We start from the raw sequence: 23,240 nt of genomic DNA on the forward strand, positions 1-23,240 counted from the left end.
GTGAAAATTACTTATTGGAAAGCATTGCTACAATTTGCGGTGCACCAAAAATAATGCCAATGCCAACGCAGACAAAGAAAGCTTTACGCATTTCAATATAACCAGCAATCCACGCAAGACCAACACCAGCAACAGCAATTGTGGCAATCGATTTTGCAATGGGACCTGTTAAGGCATTCACTAATTTATCAAGAGCGCTTTGAATTGATCCGAAATCTTGCGCAAATGCTGGTTCACTGAGTGCTATAAATGCAATAAACAACATAAATAGTGTGGTTAACCATTTGTTTTGTGAATTCGAGAAGGTTGATTTTTGTAAAGAACGAGCGTCCGTAAACGGATTATTTATTTTTAGCATGGAAATGTCCCCGCGTATTAATTAAAAAAAAAGATTTCCCAATCTATTCATTAATAAATGAATCAAATATAAAATTTTTATAATTTAAAAAAACAACGAGCGCTACTGTTTTAATTTATAGTATTTTATCTTTTTTATTAAAATAAACACAAATATTTATAATATTCAAAATGATACTTTTTAAAAAATCTCTTCGTGCATCGTTTAAATATTTGATTTTCATTTATATTATTGTTTTTGGTGCTTTTTATTTTATTCAAAATTCTGAAAACTTGAACCAAAATTCTTTTGTGCAAAGCATCAAAATGATAGTGGAAAAACCATTTCAAGAACCGAATTTAAAGCCGGATTTAAAATTGACAGATCAATCTCATAGACAAGGAACGCTTTTGCATTCAGAATCATTATCAACACAATTTTATGATGAGAATGTTCCTGTCTATTCAGGTGCTATACAGGTAACAAGTGGTGTTACTTTTAAAATGATTACGCCTATAGATGAGGGCTGGAGAAAAAAGATTGTTCGAAATATCCATTTGTATAGTGTTGAATCCTGTGAAACACGGCAATTTGCTTCACGTAATGGAATTAAGTGGCCATGTGGTGCTTTTGTTACGGCATGGCTTGTGTCAAAAACAATTGATAAAGAGATCACTTGTCGGCAAGCGCGTGTTATAAAACAGGTTTATTATGCGCAGTGTTTTGTGGATGGCGTTGACCTTGCTCGCTTGGGACTTTCAGAAGGGATGATGGTTTTGACAAAAGATCAGAATCATTTTCCTTCTCCAGCGGACTATAAAAACTTACAATTTGCAGCACAAAAAGCACAAGTGGGATTGTGGTCTAGCCAGTTTGATCCACCAGAAGAGTGGAGAAGAGATAACGGCACGTATAATCCCATTGATCCTAATTAGTATGCTCAATGATCCTTTTTATCTGTCTTTTTACTGACTGAACAATAGTCCACAATTAGCCTTGTCCGGTAAAGTTGATTACATCTACTTTGTGGATTGATGGATAATTTTCGTTATGGAAAATTGTTGTTTTTATTAAGCTTACATATTTACTTAATCACTACAGCACTCTACGACAGCGTGTTGCCATTTTTATACGTCGCGTTGCTATGCTTTTTATATGGAGAGACTATTCGCTTTTCAAACTCTTTGTTCGTTCACCAAAATCATACGATCAGTCTCGCGTTTATTGAAAAAACGAACAACCCTTCGATTTTAAGGGTAAAGACACTTCTTACAGGGCATCTAAATGCGTTATTGCCTATAACTCTATAACGGATTTTTTTGTTATTCTTGCGTGAATTTGCAATCCTGATAGAAGAGGAAAGTTTCTTTTTGTACCTAAAAGAAATGCTATAGTATATTAAATAAAAAAATAACAAAAAAAGACGAAGATTCAAAGCCTAGCAGAAATTCTCCTATTTTGTGAAATGTTCAAGATCAACTTGATATTCTTTCATGAAAGCAACTTTCTCTCCTTTAAAGAATTAACCAATGATCCAATATTGATTAGGGAATCTTGGTTTCAACATTTCTCTGTTTAGGCGTTCTTTTAAGTCACTATAAATATTTTCTCCGTCATAGTGAGTTTTTGCTCATGAACTCTTTCATTATGCAAAATAAGAGTGATGCTTTCGTCATGCTTTACCTTTGATTGGTGTGATCGGTTTGTAAAGCGAATACAACAGCTAAATAGCTCGTGCGAGAGAGATCACAAAGACTTGAATTTTGGCAGAAAATATTTTTATGAAATTTTTTCTTTTTCAATAACGTGTGTTGTTGTTATATGGATCACTTCATCGGTCTTGTAATCTATCAATTTGTGCTCCATAATATATGGTTGAATAATCCGATGACTAGTACAAATTCTAGGTTTATTGAGGAACATATTTTAATATGAAGAATACAGCCCTTGTCGTAATTTAATTTCTTTCATTTGAATTTTCACATATATGATAAAAGTTCTTTTTGTGGAAAATAAATTTGATAGTTACTGAATCATTATTATTCTATCTTCACCTATTTTTATATATAGCAATACAAAAAAATATTCAATAAACAATAAAGCACACTGTTGCCACAATAACGGTGCTTTCATTCGTAATCTTATGGTTTCATTAGAGATTCAGAAGAATAGATCATGAGTGTTTTTTCTTTAGGGGGAAGAGGAGTCAATTAAATCTTATTGTGGGACATAAAATTTAGAAAAATCAGTAAATCTATTAAAAATAACGGAAGTAAAACAATATGCGTGAAATTTTGAATCATTTTGATATACCTTTGAATAAAAATCATTCTGTTGAGAAGTTTCAAAAACTTTCATGCCAACCACTATCCAAACGATTTTATAGGCAAGTGAAGATTTTGTCTGAAGAAGGAGGTTTTTCTATCTGGTTGGATGAATATCCAGTGAAAACACCAGCAAAACGTCCTTTTTTTGTACCAACAGAAGAGTTCGCTACATTAGTGGCAGAGGAATTTGAAAGCCAAAAGCAAGTTATTAATCCAGCAAAAATGCCAATGACGCGTCTTGTTAACACTGTTATTGATGGTATAGCTGATGATATGCAGGTTGTTTTTGAAGGCTTATTGCGTTTTGTTGCCTGCGATATGATCTTTTATCGTGCTCAAACACCAAAAGAGTTGGTACAGCGGCAATGTGAACAGTGGGATCCTTTATTGGATTGGGTAGAAGAAAAACTTGGTGCACGATTTCATTTGACCGAAGGGCTTATGCATATTGAACAACCACGGGAAGCTATTCAAGCGGTTAGCAATTATCTCCGTAAATTCGTTTCTCCTTATATGCTTGCCGCACTTCATATGATGACAACTTTAACAGGGTCAGCTCTTATTGCTTTTGCTGTTGTGGAGAGAAAAATTGATGCAGATCATGCTTGGAATATTGCTCATTTAGATGAAGATTGGATGATAGAACAATGGGGCGTTGATGAAGAAGCAATGGCGCGTCGTGTTGATAAGAAAGTCGAATTTAATGCTGCTGTCACAGTCATGACAACTTGTTTGTAAGAAAAAGTTTTCTTTTATTTATACGCACCATTTTTCTTAATCAGAGTATTTTGTAATTTTCTGGGGATTGACTTTTATTTTTTCCAGTCCTGGGAATGCTTCATTGGTAATGTTTAAGATTGCTTCATCATTACCACGAATAAAATACCAATGGTTGTTGTCAAGAAGTGCAATAACCTCAGTTTGAATAGCGCACTTTTTTCCAGAATTTGTTGTGGTGACAAATTCTACAGGTATAACAAAATAAGGGATACCATTATCAAGTTCTCCTTCACGTTTTTGTTTTTGGTCGATGTGAATACTCTCAATTTTATAATTTTCTGCCAACCGTTCTATTTGGCTTCTCATGATTTGTTGGAATTGTGATTTACTGAAATTTTTCTTGGCAGTTAAGCTATTGATGATTTGGGGAGGAATTGCGTTTAAGATAGCATTCGCATCAGCATTTTGAATTGCTTTGCTGTAAGCAAAAGCTGCTTTTTCAAGGTCTATAAGTCTTTGATTTGTAATTTTAGAAGCTTGAGTTGTAGAGATCATAAAGGCAATGCATAAAAAAATGGGAAAGAGGAGATAAATTCGTCGCATTAGAAACCTTATTAATTGATTTGAATGAATTCAAGTTAGACTTATAAAGGAAAAGTACAGAAGCAAAAAGCCAGTTGTGTTTTCTGATGAGGAGAATATCCACAAAAATGAAGGATGAATCCTTCATTTTTAGTCAAAAGAATAACTGATTATTCTTTAAACAGAATAATACATATCGAATTCGACAGGATGAGGCGTTGTTTCATAACGCAAAACTTCTTGCATTTTTATTTGAATGAAAGAATTAATTTGATCATCGTCAAAAACATCGCCAGCTTTCAAAAAGCTACGATCTTTATCAAGTGCTTCAAGTGCTTCGCGTAGACTTCCTGAAACTGTAGGAACTTCTTTGAGCTCTTTTAAGGGAAGATCATAAAGATCTTTATCCATAGCCTGTCCAGGATGAATTTTATTTTTGATTCCATCAAGACCAGCCATTAAGAGTGCTGCAAATGCTAAATAAGGATTTGCTGTTGGATCTGGAAAACGCACTTCTACACGTTTTGAATTTGGCGAATGACTCATTGGAATTCGGCAAGATGCAGAACGATTGCGTGCAGAATAAGCAAGAAGAACAGGCGCTTCATAACCAGGCACTAAACGCTTATAGGAGTTTGTTGATGGATTGGTAAAAGCGTTAATTGCTTTTGCGTGCTTAATGACACCACCTATAAAAAATAAGCAGGTTTCTGATAGTCCAGCATATTCATTCCCTGCAAAAATTGGTTTACCATCTTTCCAAATAGACATGTGAACATGCATGCCTGAGCCATTATCACCAAAAACTGGTTTTGGCATGAAAGTTGCTGTTTTTCCATAGCTGTTTGCTGTTTGATGAACAACATATTTAAAAATTTGCATCTTGTCGGCTTCACGAACAAGCGTATCAAAGCGAATACCTAATTCATGCTGTCCTGCTGCCACTTCGTGATGATGCTTCTCAACACGAACGCCCATATCTTTGAGTGCCGTGAGCATTTCAGAGCGCATGTCTTGGCAAGAATCGAGTGGGGGAACAGGAAGATAACCACCCTTCATTCGTGGACGATGGCCAAGATTTCCCATCTCATATTCCGTATCATCATTGGAGGGAAATTCACTTGAATCCAGTTTAAATCCAGTATTATAGGGATCCGTTTTATAGCGTACATCATCAAAGATAAAAAATTCCGCTTCTGGACCTATATTGATTGTATCGCCAATTCCTAAAGATTTCATATATACTTCAGCTCTTTTGGCGATAGAACGAGGGTCTCTACGATAAAATTCTCCAGAAACAGGATCAAGCACATCACAAAAGAGGACTAAAGTGGATTGTGCAAAAAAAGGATCAATATGTGCTGTTTCTGGATCTGGCATTAAGACCATGTCCGATTCATTAATTGTTTTCCATCCGGAAATTGAAGAACCATCAAACATAACACCATCGCTAAATGTATCTTCACTGATTTCTGCGATATCCATTGTGACGTGATGCAACTTTCCACGCGGATCGGTAAAACGTAAATCGACAAAACGAATTTCGTTATCTGTAATTTGTTTGATAATGTCTGATGCGGTTGTCATATCCAATTTCCTTATGTGGGATTGAGGTGAATAAAAAAGGTAAAATTTGTTATCATTTATTAAAGGGCATCGATTCCGGATTCGTCAGTACCTATACGAATGGCATCATCAATGGAAAAAACAAATATTTTCCCATCGCCGATATGTTTTGTTTGAGCTGCTTTACGTATTGCGTCAACGGTTTGCTCCAACTTTTCATCGGCAACAACAATTTCAATTTTTACTTTAGGTAGAAAATCAACAACATATTGGGCACCACGATAAAGTTCTGTATGTTCTTTTTGACGACCAAAACCTTTAGCTTCTGTAACTGTAATACCATGTAATCCAATTTTTTGAAGCGCTTCTTTCACTTCATCAAGTTTGAAGGGTTTTATAATGGCTTCAATTTTTTTCATGCTGAAATTATCTCCAACGTTATTTGGTCTTTTTAGACTGCATCACATTATATTGACAACTATAAGATGTCCAACAGATACTTTGTGCACAGAAAGTCAAAAATTATTTCATTTTATGTCTTGTTTGGAAAAGTTTCATTTGTGGTATAAAATGGAAGGTTGTCGTTCTTTGAAAAAAGTCTATAAAGCTTGTTAGAGAGTAAAAATAATACAATAATATAAGAGATATTTGGTTCTTTATTATGCCACATATTTTTTATAAGAGGAGCAGTGTTAGAAGGAGTCCTATAAAGGTTGGCGCAGTAAAATTTCTTTCAGAAATTTTCCCGTATAAGAAGCTTGAATCTGAATAATATCTTCAGGACGTCCAACTGCAACGATTTCACCACCACGGTCTCCACCCTCTGGTCCTAAATCAATAATCCAGTCGGCTGTTTTTATAACTTCAAGATTATGTTCAATCACGACAACTGTATTGCCTTGTTCGACGAGTTCATGCAGAACTTCGAGGAGTTTAGAAATATCATGAAAATGTAAACCCGTTGTTGGTTCATCCAAAATATACAATGTACGCCCTGTTGTTTTGCGTGAAAGTTCTTTAGCAAGTTTTACACGTTGAGCTTCACCACCAGAAAGTGTTGTAGCTTGTTGTCCTAATTTGATATAGCCAAGACCAACTTTACTGAGGGTTTTTATTTTGTTGTGAATGGTAGGAACAGCTTGAAAAAATTCTTCAGCCCTTTCGATCGTCATATCCAAAATATCAGCGATAGACTGCTCTTTGAATTTTACTTCAAGTGTTTCTCTATTATAACGTTTTCCTTGGCAGACATCGCAAGTAACGTAAACATCAGGGAGAAAGTGCATTTCAATTTTGATGACTCCATCCCCTTGACATGCTTCACACCGTCCTCCTTTGACATTAAATGAAAAACGTCCTGCTTGATAACCACGGGCTTTTGATTCTGGAAGTTCGGCAAACCATTCGCGGATTGGCGTAAATGCGCCTGTATAGGTTGCTGGATTAGAGCGTGGGGTGCGTCCAATAGGCGCTTGGTTGATATCAATGACCTTGTCAAGAAACTCTAATCCCTCAATTTTGTCATAGCTTGCGGGGCTATGATAACTTCCCATGATATGGTGTGATGCAGCTTTAAAAAGAGTTTCAATAAGGAATGTTGATTTTCCTCCGCCTGAGACACCAGTTATGCATGTGAAGGTTCCAAGAGGGATATCAGCACTAATATTTTTGAGGTTATTCCCTCGAGCTCCGATGATTTTAAGTTTTTTCGACTTTGCTATTTTACGTCGTTGAGCAGGTAGTGGAATAGCCATTTTCCCTGAAAGATATTGTCCTGTGAGAGAAGATACATTTTCTATAATTTCCTGTGGTGTACCTTGCGCTATAATTTCTCCTCCATGAACGCCTGCGGCAGGGCCCATATCAACGACATGATCTGCAGTAAGAATGGCATCTTCATCATGTTCAACAACAATAACTGTATTACCAAGATTACGCAGATGGTGCAGCATTTTCAGAAGACGTTCATTATCGCGTTGGTGTAAACCAATAGAGGGTTCATCTAAAATATAAAGGACGCCTGTAAGTCCAGATCCAATTTGGGATGCTAATCGAATACGTTGACTTTCACCCCCTGAAAGAGTGCCTGAATTTCGAGATAAGGTAAGATATTCCAGTCCTACATGATTTAAAAAAGCTAAGCGTTCACGAATTTCTTTTAAAATACGCACTGCGATGTTACGTTGTTTTTCGGTCAGATGTTGATGAATATGAGCAAACCAATCATCTGCTTTTGAAATGGAAAGTTCTGATATTTGCCCAATATGCATTCCGTGGATTTTTACAGCTAACGCTTCTGGTTTTAGACGATAGCCATGACAAGCTGGACAAGCTGAAGAAGACATATAACGTTCGATTTCTTCACGGGACCATGGAGAATCGGTTTCTTTCCATCGTCGCTCCATATTGGGGATAATCCCTTCAAAGTGTTGAATCCTTTTATATGATCCTGAATCATTTTTATAAATAAAGGAGATTTCTTTGTTTTTTGTACCATAGAGAATAGCGTGTTGTGCCTCATTTGAGAGTACACACCATTGATCCGTAAGTTTAAATCCGTAAACTTTGCCTAATGCTTCTAAGGTTTGGCTATAGTATAATGAAGATAATTTAGACCAAGGAGCAATTGCACCATCTTTTAAGGCAAGATTTTTATTTGGTATGATTTTTATCGGATCTACAGCTTTTTTGATACCAAGTCCGTCGCAAAGAGGACAAGCACCAAAAGGATTGTTGAATGAAAATAAACGTGGTTCAATTTCGGGGATAGAAAATCCAGAGATGGGACAGGAAAACTTTTCTGAAAAGATAAGCCGTTTGTGTGTTTCATTTTTCGATTTATGAGCAGATTCTTTTGAGGTTTCGTTTTGTGCTAAGGGCTGGTCAGCCATTTCAGCAACTGCAATTCCATCTGCTAGTCGTAAACAGGTTTCTATACTGTCAGCTAGGCGAGAGGTAATATCATCACGCACGACAATGCGATCTACTACGACATCTATATCATGTTTATATTTTTTATCGAGAGGAGGAATATCAGGAATTTCATAAAATTTTCCATCAACTTTAGCACGTTGAAATCCTTTTTTTAAAAGTTCTGTCAGTTCTTTTTTATATTCTCCCTTTCGTCCTCGGACGAGAGGTGCCATAATGAAAATTCGTGTACCTTCTGGTAAGGACATAATTTGATCAACCATTTGGCTTACCGTTTGGCTTTCAATAGGAAGTCCTGTAGCAGGAGAATGAGGAACGCCAATACGTGCGAAGAGAAGGCGCATGTAATCGTGGATTTCAGTGACGGTTCCTACCGTTGAGCGAGGGTTGCGACTGGTTGTTTTTTGTTCAATAGATATCGCTGGAGAAAGACCATCTATGCGGTCGACGTCTGGTTTTTGCATAACTTCCAGAAATTGACGCGCGTAGGCAGAGAGACTTTCAACATAACGCCGTTGACCTTCAGCATAAATTGTATCAAAAGCTAAAGATGATTTTCCTGACCCAGAAAGCCCAGTGATAACAATCAGTTTGTCCCGCGGAAGATCAAGATCAATATTCTTAAGATTATGCTCACGCGCGCCGCGAATGGATATGTATTTTTGATGAGTCATGTTTTATCCTTAGCATATACAAAAATTGAGCATCTAAAATAGAATAAAACTGTTTTCTGGAATTACAATGCATTTCATTGCTTAACAAAGATAAAGCAGACTTGTCTTGTGGAAAGAAAAATATAAAGAACAATTTTTTATTCTCTGAATGATGGAATAAACTATGCGTGATTGTTATCTTTTGTTATAATCATAAAATGTAACCTTTTAAGAAGGATAGCAAAGTCTACATTGAAGGTCAATTGCAGATATGCAAATGAAAAGGTGGTAATGACTGCTATACAACAAAGATTGTTTTGCAAATTAAGATTTTGGAGTTCATGCAATGGCTGGTAGCCTTAATAAAGTTATTTTGATTGGTAATCTTGGTGCAGATCCTGAAATTCGCCGTTTGAATTCTGGTGATCAAGTGGCGAATTTGCGTATTGCTACTTCAGAAAGTTGGCGTGATCGTAATACAAATGAGCGTAAGGAACGCACAGAGTGGCATAGTATCGTTATTTTTAACGAAAACCTTATCAGAATTGTGGAGCAATATTTAAAAAAAGGGAGCAAAATCTATATTGAAGGTCAGTTGCAAACACGCAAATGGCAAGATCAAAATGGCAATGATCGCTATACAACAGAGGTTGTTTTGCAAAAATATCGTGGTGAATTGCAAATGCTTGATGGGCGTGGTGCTGGTGGAGAGCAAATGCAAGGAGCAAATCAGTCGAGCGGAAATTATGGTAGTGGTAGTTTTGGTGACAGTAGCTCGGGTCAGAGGGACAATTTTGGTCAAAACAATAATCAAGCAAGAGAAGACTTTTCGCACAAATTAGATGATGATGTTCCTTTTTGAGGGCTCTCCAACAGTGTTGTTTTTTCTTCGTTTGTTTCTTTTCAGTTATTTGTTTTAGTTTTTTAAAGTTTAAAGAAGCGAGATCTTGTATCTTTTATCCGTAATTTTTAATACAAATAAATAACATGTTGAAAATTATTGTTAAATTTCTACCTTTGTTGCGGGAGAGGAATTAGCATTTTGGCGCTTTTTTCGCTATAAAAGGGTAAAGTGATTCTTTATTTGAAAGTCTTGAAGCTGTGACCGATCTTACTCCACTACAAGAACGTGATGTGCTAACCGGCATAGAGCCCATCAGCATTATTGATGAAATGCAACGCTCTTATCTCGATTATGCGATGAGCGTGATTGTTTCCCGTGCACTTCCTGATGTCCGTGATGGACTGAAGCCCGTTCATCGGCGGATTCTTCATGCTATGAATGAGATGGGGCTTTCTTTCAACAAGTCTTATCGCAAATCTGCCGGTGTTGTTGGTGAGGTTATGGGGAAATTCCATCCTCATGGTGATGCTTCGATTTATGATGCATTGGTGCGTATGGCACAGGACTTTTCTTTGCGAAATCCATTGATTGATGGGCAAGGAAATTTTGGTTCTGTTGATGGTGATCCGCCTGCAGCAATGCGTTATACAGAATGTCGTTTAGAAAAAGTTTCCGAAGAACTTTTAGCTGATATTGATAAAGATACCGTTGATTTTCAGGATAATTATGATGGGCGTGAGCGTGAACCCGTCGTTTTACCGGCGCGTTTTCCTAATCTTTTGGTTAACGGATCAGGTGGTATTGCCGTGGGAATGGCAACCAATATTCCGCCCCATAATCTTGGAGAAGTTGTTGATGGTTGTATCGCCTTGATTGATAATCCAGACATAACACTTGATGAGATCATCCAAATTATCCCTGGTCCTGATTTTCCTACCGGTGGTATTATTCTTGGCCATTCCGGTATTCGTTCAGCTTATGAAACAGGTCGCGGTTCGGTTATTATGCGTGCTAAGGTTGATATTGAAGAAATTCGCAATGGTCGGCAAGCAATTATTGTAAGTGAAATACCTTATCAGGTTAATAAAGCAACCATGATTGAAAAAATGGCTGAATTGGTGCGTGATAAACGTATCGAAGGAATTTCCGATTTGCGTGATGAGTCTGATCGTGATGGCTATCGCGTTGTTATCGAGCTTAAGAAGGATGTTGTAGCAGAGATCGTTTTGAATCAATTATATCGTTATACGCCCCTGCAAACTTCCTTTGGTTGTAATATGGTTGCGTTGAATGGAGGAAAACCTGAACAAATGACGTTGCTTGATATGCTTCGTGCATTTGTTTCTTTCCGAGAAGACGTTGTAAGTCGGCGAACAAAATATCTTTTGCGTAAAGCGCGTGAGCGTGCCCATGTTTTGGTTGGTCTTGCGCTTGCTGTTGCCAATATTGATGAAATTATAGCGCTCATTCGTAAAGCTCCTGATCCACAGACAGCGCGTACACAATTAATGGAGCGGCGCTGGCCAGCTTTTGATGTGGCACCTTTAATTAAACTTATTGATGATCCTCGTCATATTATTCATGATGATGGTACTTATAATTTATCTGAAGAACAGGCGCGTGCTATTTTAGAATTGCGTTTGCAAAGATTAACGGCACTTGGACGTGATGAAATTGCAGATGAATTGAATAAAATTGGTGTGGATATTACCGATTATCTCGATATTTTGGCATCTCGTTCACGTATCATGGGGATTGTTAAGGAGGAATTAAGAGCTCTTCGTGAGGAGTTTGCAACACCACGACGGACTATCTTTGGCTTTGGGAGCGCTGAGATGGATAGTGAAGATCTGATTGCTCCAGAAGATATGGTGGTAACAGTTAGTCATGGTGGCTATATTAAGCGTGTGCCTCTCAATACATATCGTGCGCAGCGCCGCGGTGGTAAAGGACGTTCTGGTATGTCTACCAAGGATGAGGATTTTGTAACGCGATTATTTGTTGTTAATACCCATACACCAGTTCTTTTCTTTTCATCGCGTGGAATTGTTTACAAGGAAAAAGTTTGGCGTTTACCCCTTGGTACGCCGCAATCGCGTGGGCGTGCGCTTATTAATCTGCTTCCTTTACAGCAGGGTGAGCGCATAACAACGATTATGCCTTTGCCAGAAGATGAAGCGCATTGGAGTACATTAGACATTATGTTTGCAACGACGCGTGGAACTGTCCGTCGTAATAAATTATCAGATTTTGTTCAGGTTAATCGGAATGGCAAAATTGCTATGAAGCTTGATGAAGAAGGAGATGAGATTCTTTCTGTCGAGACTTGTACAGAACATGATGATGTTGTTTTAACAACGGCTAATGGACAATGTATTCGTTTTCCAGTTGTTGATGTTCGTGTTTTTGTAGGACGTAATTCGGTGGGGGTTCGTGGTATTAATTTGGCTGATGGTGATAAGGTTATTTCGATGACGATCTTAGAGCATGTTGAGGCGACCTCGTTCGAACGTTCTGCTTACATTAAACGGGTGGTGAGTGAACGGCGTGCTGCTGGTGCCGATGCTGAAGATATTGTAACTCTTGATGAAGAAGATGAGGGAAATGAAACGGAGTTAACAGACGAGCGCTATGCAGAACTTAATGCGCGCGAACAAATGCTTTTAACAGTGAGTGAGTTTGGTTATGGAAAACGATCTTCCTCATATGAATTTCGAGTTTCTGGACGCGGTGGAAAAGGGATTCGTGCAACAGATCCTTCTAAAACAGCTGGAATTGGTAAATTAATAGCGGCTTTTCCGGTGAAAGCGCAAGATCAAATTATGTTGGTCTCAGACGGTGGGCAGCTCATTCGTGTTCCTGTGGAGGGGATTCGTATAGCTGGCCGTTCGACGAAAGGGGTCACAATCTTCAATACAGCTGAGGGTGAAAAAGTCGTATCGGTTGAACGTATTTCTGAATCTGAAGATGATGATAACCAATTAGATGGTGCAGCTGAGAAATCTCCTGATACAGTTGGTGTGAGCACAGAAAAATAGTTCTTAAGGGGGCGAAGTGAAACGATGAAAATTGCTCTTTATGCTGGTTCCTTTGATCCTCTTACAAATGGTCATCTTGATGTTTTGCGGGGCAGTTTCATTTTGGCTGATAAGGTGATTGTAGCTATAGGTGTGCAGGCTAAAAAAAAACCACTTTTTAGTTTTGAAGAGCGGGTTGATTTAATTACTGAGGTAGGGAAAGATTTGTTAAATGTAGGTCCTGATCGGTTGCAGGTTCTCTCATTTGATGCTCTTTTAATTGATAAGGCTCGAGAAATTGGTGCTTCATTTCTTATTCGCGGATTACGTGATGGTACTGACCTTGATTATGAAATGCAAATGGCGGGGATGAATGCTTTCATGGCTCCTGAATTGCAAACAGTTTTTTTGCCGGCAAGCGTTTCTGGACGCGTCATTACTTCTACATTGGTGCGTCAAGTTGCTTCTATGGGAGGCGATGTGGCGTCCTTCGTGCCTGCAAATATTGCAAAAGCTTTGCGCTTAAAATTTCAATCTTCAAAGGAATATGATTATGTATCTTAGAGTTTTTGCTCTTTTGACATGTCTTTTTTGTTTTTTTTCGTTGAGTGCTGTCGCGAGAGATTCTAACATAACCGATGATGCAAATGTTCTTATTTTATCTCTTAAAAATGGTGATGTGATTATTCGTCTGCGTCCTGATCTTGCACCTAAACACGTTTTACAAATCAAAAGGTTAACAAAGGAAGGTGCATACAATAATGTTGTCTTTCACCGTGTTATTCCAGGTTTTATGGCACAAACTGGTGATGTTCAATTTGGAAAAAAGGGGAGTGCAGACTTTGATGCTAAACGCGTTGGGAGAGGCGCCTCAAATTATCCCAATGTACCAGCAGAATTTTCAAGTCAGCCATTTAAGCGTGGGACCGTTGGAATGGCGCGTGCACAAGATCAAAATTCCGCGAATTCTCAATTCTTTATTTGTTTTGATGATGCTCCTTTTTTGAACGGTCAGTATACTGTTGTTGGAGAGGTTATAAAAGGTATGGACGTTGTTGATCAAATTAAAAAAGGCACCAGAAGTAATAATGGATCGGTAAAAAATCCTGATGTTATTAATGCTGCTACTTTACAAGCTGATAGATAAGACAAAGGAGTTTAGCCATATGTCCGAAATGAGAGATTTAGAAAATACCTTAATTCTTGAAACAACAAAGGGGAAAGTTTTTATTGGGCTTTTTGCTGATTTAGCACCTGGGCACGTTGCACGTATTAAAGAACTTGTCCGTGAAGGTGCTTATGATAATGTTATTTTTCATCGCGTTATTGATGGTTTTATGGCTCAAACGGGGGATGTACAATTTGGAAAAAAGGATGGGACAGAATTTAATTTATCACGTGCGGGTATGGGAAGTTCAGCGAAACCTAATTTGACAGCAGAGTTTTCAAATCTTTCTCATAAGCGTGGTACAGTTTCTATGGCACGTAGCCAGAATCCAAATTCTGCTAATTCACAGTTTTTTATTTGCTTTGCTGATGCTCCTTGGCTTGATCGCCAATATTCTATATGGGGACAAGTGATTGAAGGTATGGAAAATGTCGATAAAATTAAGCGTGGTGAGCCTGTTATAGAGCCTGATATAATTCTTAAAGCTACAATTGCTGCCGATACGAAATAATATAATTATATCGATTTCAATTTTAAGAGCCTTAAGTGAAGATATTCCAGTCTGATTGTTGTCTCAAATATGATAAAGATCAACTGTTACAGCTTAAATCCATAAGGGGATTCTAAGCCTATGCGTTCTCTTCGCATTAAGTTTCGTTATCTGTAAGTTTTATCGGTTTTGCTGGAGGGCTTTTTTGCTGTTGTTGGTGATAGGAGTACGTTCAAGGTTGGATAATTAATGGTCGTACTGCTGGCTTACAAGCAGAGCATGAATGACTGATTTCATTATTTTAATTATACAGAGTTCATTACTTTTTGCAGTTGTTCTATGGTTTATCTTTGTGTTTTGAATTTTATATTTTTATGTAAGTGGATTTAGGAAGGCAATGCTCTAGAATAATGCTTTGTATTGAAAATCGTTTAAAAGAAGATGAGAAGGTTTCTGTGTTGATTTCTTCTGAGTTTGTTTAATGAAGGAAGACTTAAAGTTTAAGTGTTACGATGGTGAGTTGTGATGAGTGATGAGATATTTTGTTGTTATTTGCTGCTCTTATAATGCTTAATGCTCATTTTTTACTGAATTATATCGGCATGAAAATAAGGCCGTTATTTTTTGAACAACGGCTCTAGAACTGTGGTGGGTAGAAATATAACGCGTATATTGTTGGTGTATCGAATATTATTGGGAAATGAGACTATCATTTTACCTATGATAATTGTTTGATAACAAAATTTCATTTACTCTGTTAAATTCTTTTATGCTGATTACAATATTAAGAGAATCGAAGATTAATCCATTAAGCCTATGATGATGTCCTAAGAAAAGCCATAGCTTTTCTTAGGACAATATAAGTTTGTAGAATCAAAAAGACAAGAGTGATGATAAAGACATTTCATTATAAAAAAATTGCTCAAGATGGGTGTGCACGTCGTGGTGAAATTATAACGGGTCGTGGGAATGTTCGTACACCCGCATTTATGCCCGTTGGAACGGCAGGCACTGTTAAAGCTATGTATATGGATCAGATACGTGCTCTTGGTGCAGATATCATTTTGGGCAATACTTATCATTTAATGTTGCGTCCTGGAGCAGAGCGTGTTGCTCGTTTAGGAGGCTTACATGAATTTTCACGTTGGTCTGGACCTATTCTAACCGATTCTGGCGGATTTCAAGTTATGTCGTTGGCGGGAATTCGTAAAATTACAGAACAGAAAGTTATTTTTCGTTCTTACATTAATGGCGCATACTATGAGATGAGTCCAGAGCGTTCTATCGAAATTCAAGGGCTTCTTAATTCTGATATTCAGATGCAGTTGGATCAATGTATTGCACTGCCGGCAAGTGAAAAAGAAATAGAAGCTGCTATGGAACTTTCATTGCGGTGGGCCGAGCGTTGTAAAACAGTTTTTGGTGATCAGCCAGACAAAGCACTGTTCGGTATTGTTCAGGGTGGTGATAATATGAAACTGCGTGAACGTTCTGCACAAGCGTTAAAAGAGATGGATTTGAAAGGCTATGCTATTGGGGGACTTGCTGTTGGCGAACCACAGAGTGTTATGACAGCCGTTTTGGATGTGACTTGTCCAATTTTACCAGAGGATAAACCACGTTATCTTATGGGGGTGGGAACGCCTGATGATATTTTACAAAGTGTTGCTCGTGGTATTGATATGTTTGATTGTGTTATGCCAACCCGTGCAGGACGTCATGGTTTAGCTTTTACACGTTTTGGTAGAATTAATTTGCGTAATGCGCGTTATGCAGAGGATCCACATCCTCTTGATCCACAGTCTCTTTGTCCTGCTGCATATGATTATAGCTGTGCTTATTTGCATCATTTGATTAAATCCGGTGAGTCTCTTGGTGGTATGTTATTGACTTGGAATAATCTCTTTTATTATCAGCAGCTTATGCAAGGAATTCGTGAGGCTATTGAAGAAGGATGTTATAGTGATTTTTGTGCTGAAACACGTGCTTTATGGATGCAAGGACGCTAAAGCGTTGATTGCAATGAACGCATCTGTCTTTTTTCATGTTGCTTAATCTGTTTTGTATTAAAGGCTTTTGCTAAAAATGAAGCTAAAAGTGCTTTTTAGAAATATAAAGTTGTATTGATCTAAAATAAACGTGCAGTTTATTGGTATATATTTTCTTTGTAACTGTAAAAGTAAACCGAAACTTTTACTCCGGTACGCACTACCTGATCCGGAGAAAAACAGTTTGTTTCTGTTTCTGATGACTGTTTAGATCAACAATGTTAATGAGGAGTTAGCGAACCTTTAAGGAAGTATGAAAATTGCGTTTTTATAGGGTTATTTGTATTTTTTATCCTTAAACAGTGAAGTCATAAAAACGGCCGTCTTATTAAGCAGGAAATATAAAGGTGTTTTTGTCTGAATTGAAGATTTGAAAAACACAAAAGATTAACACTTTAAAGTGTTGGCTTATTTTATTCTAATAATGATATTTTCATAACTAAAGTTTTATTTACGTTACAGAATGTTGCAGATAGTATCCAGCTAAAAAAACAAATTCTATTTATTAAAGAGATATTTTATGTCACACCAAAAGAAAAATAAAAGCATTTTTGTTTTTGTTGTGGAAGGTGTTTGAATTGTGTCATTGGAAATTTTTAAGCATAAATATAAGAAGGTCCTAAGTTCATTTATACGCTATATTACAAATTTCATGATTAAAGTATCACTCTATAGAAATGAAGAAGATGAGGAATTCTCATAGAGAAAGCATTTTTGCGTTAAGAATTGATTTGAGAACACGGTGTTTAGCAATTTTAGCTCTTGCGGTGGGGAGTTTTGCTATTGGTACTGCAGAATTTGTAGCTATGGGTTTGCAACCGGAAATGGCACGAAGCTCATCTGTTGATATTCCTACAGCGGGTCAATATATTTCTGCTTATGCATTGGGTGTTGTGATTGGGGCGCCTCTTTTAGCTGTTGCGACAGCTCAGTTATCACGCAAAGCTGTATTGATAGGATTAATGTTTTTTTATGCACTGGCAAATATTACAAGTGCTTTTTTTTCTGATTTTAGCACATTAGTAGCGTTGCGGTTTATCAGTGGTCTTCCACATGGCATCTATTTCGGTCTTGCAACTTTCGTTGCAGCTTCAATGGTGGAAATGAATGAACGGTCCAAAGCTGTCGGGTATGTTATGCTTGGTTTAACGATTGCGACTGTTTTTGGAGCACCTAGTGCAACGTGGATTGGTCAACTTGTTGGTTGGCAGAGTGCTTTTGTTCTTGTAGGTGCGATTGCTTTATTATGTTGTTTGCTTGTTTGGAAATTTTTACCTTCTGGTTTGGATCGTTCAAAAACAAGTCCTCTACGTGAACTTGGTGCATTACGGCAAAAGCAGGTTTGGTTTCTTTTGATGATGGTTTCTGTTGGAGCATCAGGATTATTTTCTGTTTTTACTTATATTAAGTCAACATTAATGCATATTGCTGGTGTTTCGCTTGATTTTGTGCCATTTATTATGCCGTTAGTTGGATTAGGTATGGTAATAGGGAATCTTTTTGGACCTAAATTTGCAGTAAAAATAGGTCTTTCACCATTGATATTTTTTTCGATGTTTTGGAGCACGTTTGTTTTTTTTCTTTTTTTCTTCTTATCACATACTCCGTTAACAGCAGCATTAGGATGTTTTTTTGTTGGTACTTCTTTTGCCGCTATGCCTTCTATACAAACAAAGATTATGGATGTCTCTCTTCATGGACAAATTTTGGCAGGAGCATTAATGCAGTCTGCTTTTAATATTGCTAATGCTCTTGGAGCAGAATCTGGAGCATGGGTTTTGAGATTGGGCTATAGTTATGAATATACCGCTATTGTTGGGGGTATTTTAACTTTATGCGGATTACTGATTTTTTGCTTCTCATGGTATATGGAAAAACATGATTAACATTTTTTCTTTTGTTTAGCTTTTTGATTGTCCTATAGGGTTTTTTAATATGCGATAAGAAACGTATAGAGCAAATGGAATACCAAGACAAAATAAAATGATGATCAGTGCTGCAAGAAGGGTTCTGGCGGCTGAAATCATCCCTACTATTCCTCCTGGATTAAAGAGACCAGCACAATTTGTAATTATTCCTGCAAGTGTTGCACTTAATGCAGCTGAAAAGAGTTGTACAGAGGTAAGGGACTCACTAGCACGTAGAGCATTCTCATTGTTTGCACATTGTAAGATTCGTGTTAACAAATGCGGCCATGCTATACCTGCACTAATCCCGATGGTAAATAATGCTAAGCAAATGATGAAAATATGTTCAGAAGTAGAATCTTTCATTGGAATAAGCCATAAAAGACTACTTATACCTAAAAGGTTTAATATGGGGGAATATACGATAATGCTACGAACTTTTTTGGCGGATATACCAGCACTTGATAGGGAACCGCATGTCCAACCCAGACTCATGAGTGACGCTATATAGCCGGCAATAAGTGGAGGTTGCCCATGAAGCTCTTGAAGGAAAAGTGGAAAATAAAGCTCTATGCTATACACCACAGTCGTCATAATGAGGATCAATGCATAAACAGGAAAAAACTCAGAAGAGATGGAGAAGGATTTATGTGGTAACATAGGATGAGGTGTGGATGTTTCAATCTTTGCTAGAACAAAGAAAAGAATCAAACCGATAATTAATCCGCAGGTTTGCGCAATTGTGGTATTTATAGCACTACCAGTAGAGATAATAAAAATTAATAAGGTGAGTATGAAAAGTTGTACGAGAGGAAGAGGGGATGTTGGAATCTCTCTTTTATTTTCTTTTGGTAAAACTTTAAGAGCTATGAGCGAGAATATTATCGCTAATGTGCCAATAATCCAAAAGGAAGCTCTCCACACGCCATAATATATAGAAATGCCGCCGATAGCTGGTCCTAACAAGGTCGATATTCCCCACATTCCAGAGATAATACTCAAGGCATGTGGCCATAGAGATGGATTAAAGATAAGACGCACTATAGAATAAGATAGAGATAGTAAAGAACCGCTTCCAAATCCCTGAATAAAGCGCCCTATTAAAAACAATGGCATAGTTGAGGCCATACCACATATGAAGGTACCAACAGTAAAAATGAATCCAGAGATCAAATAAGCTTTTTTGGGACCTATTTTTTTTAATATTTTTGTTGCAAGTGAAGTTCCAAGCAGTGATGCTGTTATGAAAACGCTTGCAACCCAAGAATAATACAGCTCACCACCAAGGTCACTCATAAGAGAGGGTAAAATTGTAATAACTATATAAACGTTAGTAGCGTGCAATACAACACCACCCGTAAACGTTAAAAAGCGAATACCATTTTTACCCAACAAAAGTGCGGACCAGCTTTTTTTTTCCACTGTTTTTGCTATTTAGTCAAAGAGTTAACCTCTTTATATTTATAAGGCAGTTATTTGAATTTGCCAAGAAAAGATTCAAAGCTCTCCTCTCGCAGAGCTTTGGAGTTTAAATGAAGTGAGAACTTAATTGCTCATAGCTTTTTTAAGATTTTCATCAATTTTATCAAGAAAACCTGTTGTAGAAAGCCATTTTTGTTTGGGGCCAATCAAAAGTGCGAGATCTTTAGTCATAAAACCTTCTTCAACGGTTTTAATACAAACCTCTTCTAATGTTTTGGAAAAGTTTTTTAATTTCTCGTTGTTATCTAGTTTAGCACGGTGTGCTAGTCCACGTGTCCATGCAAAAATAGATGCAATAGAATTTGTTGATGTTTCTTCACCCCTTTGATGCTGACGATAATGGCGCGTGACTGTGCCATGTGCCGCTTCTGCTTCAACAATTTTGCCATCTGGTGTCATAAGAACAGAGGTCATGAGACCAAGAGAACCAAAACCTTGGGCAACAATATCAGATTGCACATCACCATCATAATTTTTACATGCCCATACATAGCCACCTGACCATTTAAGCGCAGAAGCAACCATATCATCAATGAGGCGATGTTCGTAATATAATTTACGATTTTCAAATTCAGCTTTAAATTCTGCATCAAATATTTCTTGAAAAATATCTTTAAAACGGCCATCGTAAGCTTTCAAAATAGTATTTTTTGTTGAAAGATAGACAGGAACGTTTCGTTGTAATCCGTAATTAAAAGATGCGCGGGCAAAGTCTCGAATTGATTCATCAAGATTATACATAGCCATGGCAACTCCTGCGCTTGGCGCGTCAAAAATATCATGTTCGATAATTTGATTATCATCTCCGACAAATTTAATACTTAATTTTCCTTTGCTAGGAAATTTAAAATCTGTTGCTTTATATTGATCCCCAAAAGCATGGCGCCCAATAATAATCGGTTTTGTCCAGTTAGGAACGAGGCGTGGGACATTTTTACAGACAATAGGTTCACGAAAAATGACACCCCCTAAAATATTACGAATTGTACCATTGGGTGATTTCCACATTTTTTTTAGACTAAATTCTTTAACACGTGCTTCATCGGGTGTGATGGTTGCACATTTTATACCAACCCCATACTTTTTGATAGCATTGGCGGAATCGATAGTTACCTGATCATTGGTTGCATCTCGATTTACGACGGAAAGATCGTAATATTTAAGCTCAATATCGAGATAGGGATGGATCAATTTATCTTTAATATATTTCCAGATGATACGAGTCATTTCATCCCCATCGATTTCAACAACGGGGTTTTCCACTTTGATCTTTGCCATTAGAAGTCCTTTTTTGTTTAAGTGATATTATTTTTTATAGCACTTTCAGACTTATGATGAAAAGTAAAAACGAGGATGATAAAAGAGGAAGTGGAATTTATCGCATATATCGCATATATAGGGAATATTTATTTTTTTTGTTAGGTATTTCATTTAATGCTTTAATAAATTTATATTATCTTAGTGTTTGTTATAGCTATCCAGAGATAGAGATATTGTATTTTATAAGTAAATGGATCAAAAAAGCTATAGATTTTTGTGTTGTCTCAGCTCTACAGCTGTGCCCCGTTTGTTTAGAGAAAATCAAATATATTAGATACAGAGCCATAATCAAGAAGAGTTTATAAAACAAATTTAAGACTAGCTTTTCAGCATGTTTAAAAAAAATCTTAAAGTTTTTTAGAATGAACAGAAATTTATAAACGGTAAAGCTGTATTTCACCAAAAAATTTAATAATGCATGTATTAATATAGATTATAAACTCTAACTTATTATGAAATAAAACTCTTAAAAAAGATTCTATTTTACGAATCCCCATCTTACTACATCTATGATAAAGTTCTGTTAGAATAAAGAAAATAATTACAAAGTAAGAGCGATCTTCGCAGAGATAATTTTAAAAATCCTATTCCCTAACCTTTATTTACGCACCCCGAACCTAGAAAAATATAAATTAAATTAATAAGTTATTTGTACTAAAATATTACATGGTACGCCCAAGGGGAATCGAACCCCTGTTTCCGCCGTGAAAGGGCGATGTCCTAACCGCTAGACGATGGGCGCAAACCAATGAACAGGCTTATAGAGAGGATCTTTTTACTTCGCAAGCCCTTTTGCGTAATTTTTTTGAAAAAACATGTCTTATTGAATTATTTTCGATAGATTTATATCATTTTCGGCAGGATTCTTTTACTTTCTGGAGTTATGCGTGAAAAAATAGAGGGAATGATTAGAATGCTTGATAAAAGATTTTGATGTTAGTATTAGTTAACCCATGATATTTTTTTACTTACCATTTTGAAAAATAGGTCAAAATAAAAAATCAGTATGTTAAATAGGCTGGTGCTTTCTTGGGTGTGTGGTGAATGTTTTATTTCCTCAAAGAGCTTATATAACTCAGAGAGTAATCATCAAGATTTTTGAGAAAACTACAAATCACTACAAAATTCAATAAAGTTTGCTCTTTTTTGAGACAGAGTGATTGTAAGCTAAAAAAGGATGCGGAATCATATAAAGCCTCATTTTACAAGAGCTCATAGATTCATTTTGTTTAATTGAATGAAAGAAAATCTCTATCATAGGTACAAAATATTGGCTCATATCCAAAGAAGAATAAAGTTAATCATCACTTTTTCTCATGTTTATTTCCATGTGATTGAATAATAAAACTTTGGAACAAATAAAATTTATTCTTTGCTTTTTCAAATACATAGAAATAACTCTTTGTTTAAAAGCTTTTATACATGTAGAGGATTGATTCAGGAATGCGTAATCGCAATACACTGACATTCTAAGGTATTGATGATGCCCACTTTGATATAAGGTATCAGTAGTTATATGGAGTATGACGAATTTTGGATTTAAAGAGGAGATATCTTTACTACAGCTCAAGTGATACATCGGCAATAAGAGATGTGTAGCTATTCTCTAACAAATTTATTTCTTCGATTTTCTTGAATTTAGCTGAAAGAATATTGTTTTTTCAATATTTGTCGGATTAAAAGAGCAATTTTATATGGGGTTTTTAATTTTTATAGCTATTTGTTTATGATAGTTTACATCTGTAAAATTGGAAGATTTTCGGTGAGCGTGCCTGTAATAGTGTAGTTTATTTGTAAAATATTTTTCAATGTATAGGTAGATAAGTTTTTCTAATTAGCAATGAGAGA

The 23,240-nt window shown here is 36.7% G+C and carries 16 protein-coding genes and 1 tRNA gene; 9 read left to right on the forward strand and 8 right to left on the reverse strand.

Going from position 1 to position 23,240, the window contains the following annotated elements:
- Positions 1 to 7: 7 nt before the first annotated feature.
- Positions 8 to 358: a TrbC/VirB2 family protein gene (locus tag AC0QT1_RS02890; protein ID WP_473200976.1), complete on the reverse strand. Its 351-nt coding sequence runs from the start codon at positions 356 to 358 to the stop codon at positions 8 to 10.
- A gap of 170 nt (positions 359 to 528) precedes the next feature.
- Here AC0QT1_RS02890 and AC0QT1_RS02895 point away from each other — a divergent pair, with 170 nt between their 5' ends.
- Together AC0QT1_RS02895 and AC0QT1_RS02900 are read left to right on the forward strand one after the other, a co-directional pair.
- Positions 529 to 1,272, forward strand: a complete 744-nt coding sequence (locus AC0QT1_RS02895) for a nuclease (protein ID WP_473200975.1) — start codon at positions 529 to 531, stop codon at positions 1,270 to 1,272.
- Between the two features lie 1,347 nt (positions 1,273 to 2,619).
- Positions 2,620 to 3,402 carry an ATP12 family chaperone protein gene (locus AC0QT1_RS02900; RefSeq protein ID WP_473200974.1) on the forward strand — a complete coding sequence of 261 codons (783 nt, stop codon included), beginning with the start codon at positions 2,620 to 2,622 and terminating at the stop codon, positions 3,400 to 3,402.
- Positions 3,403 to 3,438: 36 nt separating this feature from the next.
- Here the strand turns inward: AC0QT1_RS02900 and AC0QT1_RS02905 are convergent, their stop codons facing one another.
- From AC0QT1_RS02905 to uvrA, 4 genes are all read right to left on the reverse strand, one after another.
- Positions 3,439 to 3,987: a hypothetical protein gene (locus AC0QT1_RS02905; RefSeq protein WP_473200973.1), complete on the reverse strand. Its 549-nt coding sequence runs from the start codon at positions 3,985 to 3,987 to the stop codon at positions 3,439 to 3,441.
- A gap of 156 nt (positions 3,988 to 4,143) precedes the next feature.
- On the reverse strand, positions 4,144 to 5,553 hold the full coding sequence (gene glnA / locus AC0QT1_RS02910; RefSeq protein WP_473200972.1) for a type I glutamate--ammonia ligase: 1,410 nt from the start codon (positions 5,551 to 5,553) through the stop codon (positions 4,144 to 4,146).
- Between the two features lie 59 nt (positions 5,554 to 5,612).
- Positions 5,613 to 5,951, reverse strand: coding sequence for a P-II family nitrogen regulator (locus tag AC0QT1_RS02915; protein WP_473200971.1), 339 nt, complete (start codon positions 5,949 to 5,951; stop codon positions 5,613 to 5,615).
- Between the two features lie 285 nt (positions 5,952 to 6,236).
- Positions 6,237 to 9,137, reverse strand: coding sequence for an excinuclease ABC subunit UvrA (gene uvrA / locus AC0QT1_RS02920; RefSeq protein ID WP_473201604.1), 2,901 nt, complete (start codon positions 9,135 to 9,137; stop codon positions 6,237 to 6,239).
- Positions 9,138 to 9,462: 325 nt separating this feature from the next.
- On the opposite strand from uvrA, the gene ssb reads away from it, so the two are divergent.
- The 7 genes from ssb (at position 9,463) to AC0QT1_RS02955 (ending at position 18,569) form a co-directional block, all read left to right on the forward strand.
- Positions 9,463 to 9,978, forward strand: coding sequence for a single-stranded DNA-binding protein (ssb, locus tag AC0QT1_RS02925; RefSeq protein WP_473200969.1), 516 nt, complete (start codon positions 9,463 to 9,465; stop codon positions 9,976 to 9,978).
- A gap of 239 nt (positions 9,979 to 10,217) precedes the next feature.
- A complete protein-coding gene (gene gyrA / locus AC0QT1_RS02930) occupies positions 10,218 to 12,998 on the forward strand; it encodes a DNA gyrase subunit A (RefSeq protein ID WP_473201605.1) in 2,781 nt (926 codons plus the stop codon).
- Between the two features lie 24 nt (positions 12,999 to 13,022).
- Entirely contained in the window at positions 13,023 to 13,541 is a 519-nt protein-coding gene (gene coaD, locus AC0QT1_RS02935) for a pantetheine-phosphate adenylyltransferase (RefSeq protein ID WP_473200967.1), read from the forward strand.
- The gene (locus AC0QT1_RS02940; RefSeq protein WP_473200966.1) at positions 13,531 to 14,124 is read left to right on the forward strand and encodes a peptidylprolyl isomerase; all 594 of its coding nucleotides are present in this window, start codon (positions 13,531 to 13,533) and stop codon (positions 14,122 to 14,124) included. The genes coaD and AC0QT1_RS02940 overlap by 11 nt, the downstream gene beginning before the upstream one ends.
- A 19-nt stretch (positions 14,125 to 14,143) precedes the next feature.
- Entirely contained in the window at positions 14,144 to 14,656 is a 513-nt protein-coding gene (locus tag AC0QT1_RS02945) for a peptidylprolyl isomerase (protein WP_473200965.1), read from the forward strand.
- 869 nt (positions 14,657 to 15,525) lie between these two features.
- Positions 15,526 to 16,644, forward strand: a complete 1,119-nt coding sequence (tgt, locus tag AC0QT1_RS02950; protein ID WP_473201606.1) for a tRNA guanosine(34) transglycosylase Tgt — start codon at positions 15,526 to 15,528, stop codon at positions 16,642 to 16,644.
- Positions 16,645 to 17,360: 716 nt separating this feature from the next.
- A complete protein-coding gene (locus AC0QT1_RS02955; RefSeq protein ID WP_473201607.1) occupies positions 17,361 to 18,569 on the forward strand; it encodes an MFS transporter in 1,209 nt (402 codons plus the stop codon).
- A 15-nt stretch (positions 18,570 to 18,584) separates the two neighbouring features.
- Here the strand turns inward: AC0QT1_RS02955 and AC0QT1_RS02960 are convergent, their stop codons facing one another.
- From AC0QT1_RS02960 to AC0QT1_RS02970, 3 genes are all read right to left on the reverse strand, one after another.
- Positions 18,585 to 20,012 carry an MFS transporter gene (locus tag AC0QT1_RS02960; protein ID WP_473200556.1) on the reverse strand — a complete coding sequence of 476 codons (1,428 nt, stop codon included), beginning with the start codon at positions 20,010 to 20,012 and terminating at the stop codon, positions 18,585 to 18,587.
- A gap of 123 nt (positions 20,013 to 20,135) precedes the next feature.
- Positions 20,136 to 21,350 (reverse strand): NADP-dependent isocitrate dehydrogenase, encoded by a 1,215-nt coding sequence (locus AC0QT1_RS02965; protein WP_473200555.1) that lies wholly within the window; start codon positions 21,348 to 21,350, stop codon positions 20,136 to 20,138.
- Between the two features lie 709 nt (positions 21,351 to 22,059).
- Positions 22,060 to 22,134 (reverse strand) — tRNA-Glu (locus tag AC0QT1_RS02970).
- Positions 22,135 to 23,240: the final 1,106 nt, after the last annotated feature.

This window comes from Bartonella sp. P12B, assembly GCF_055796185.1.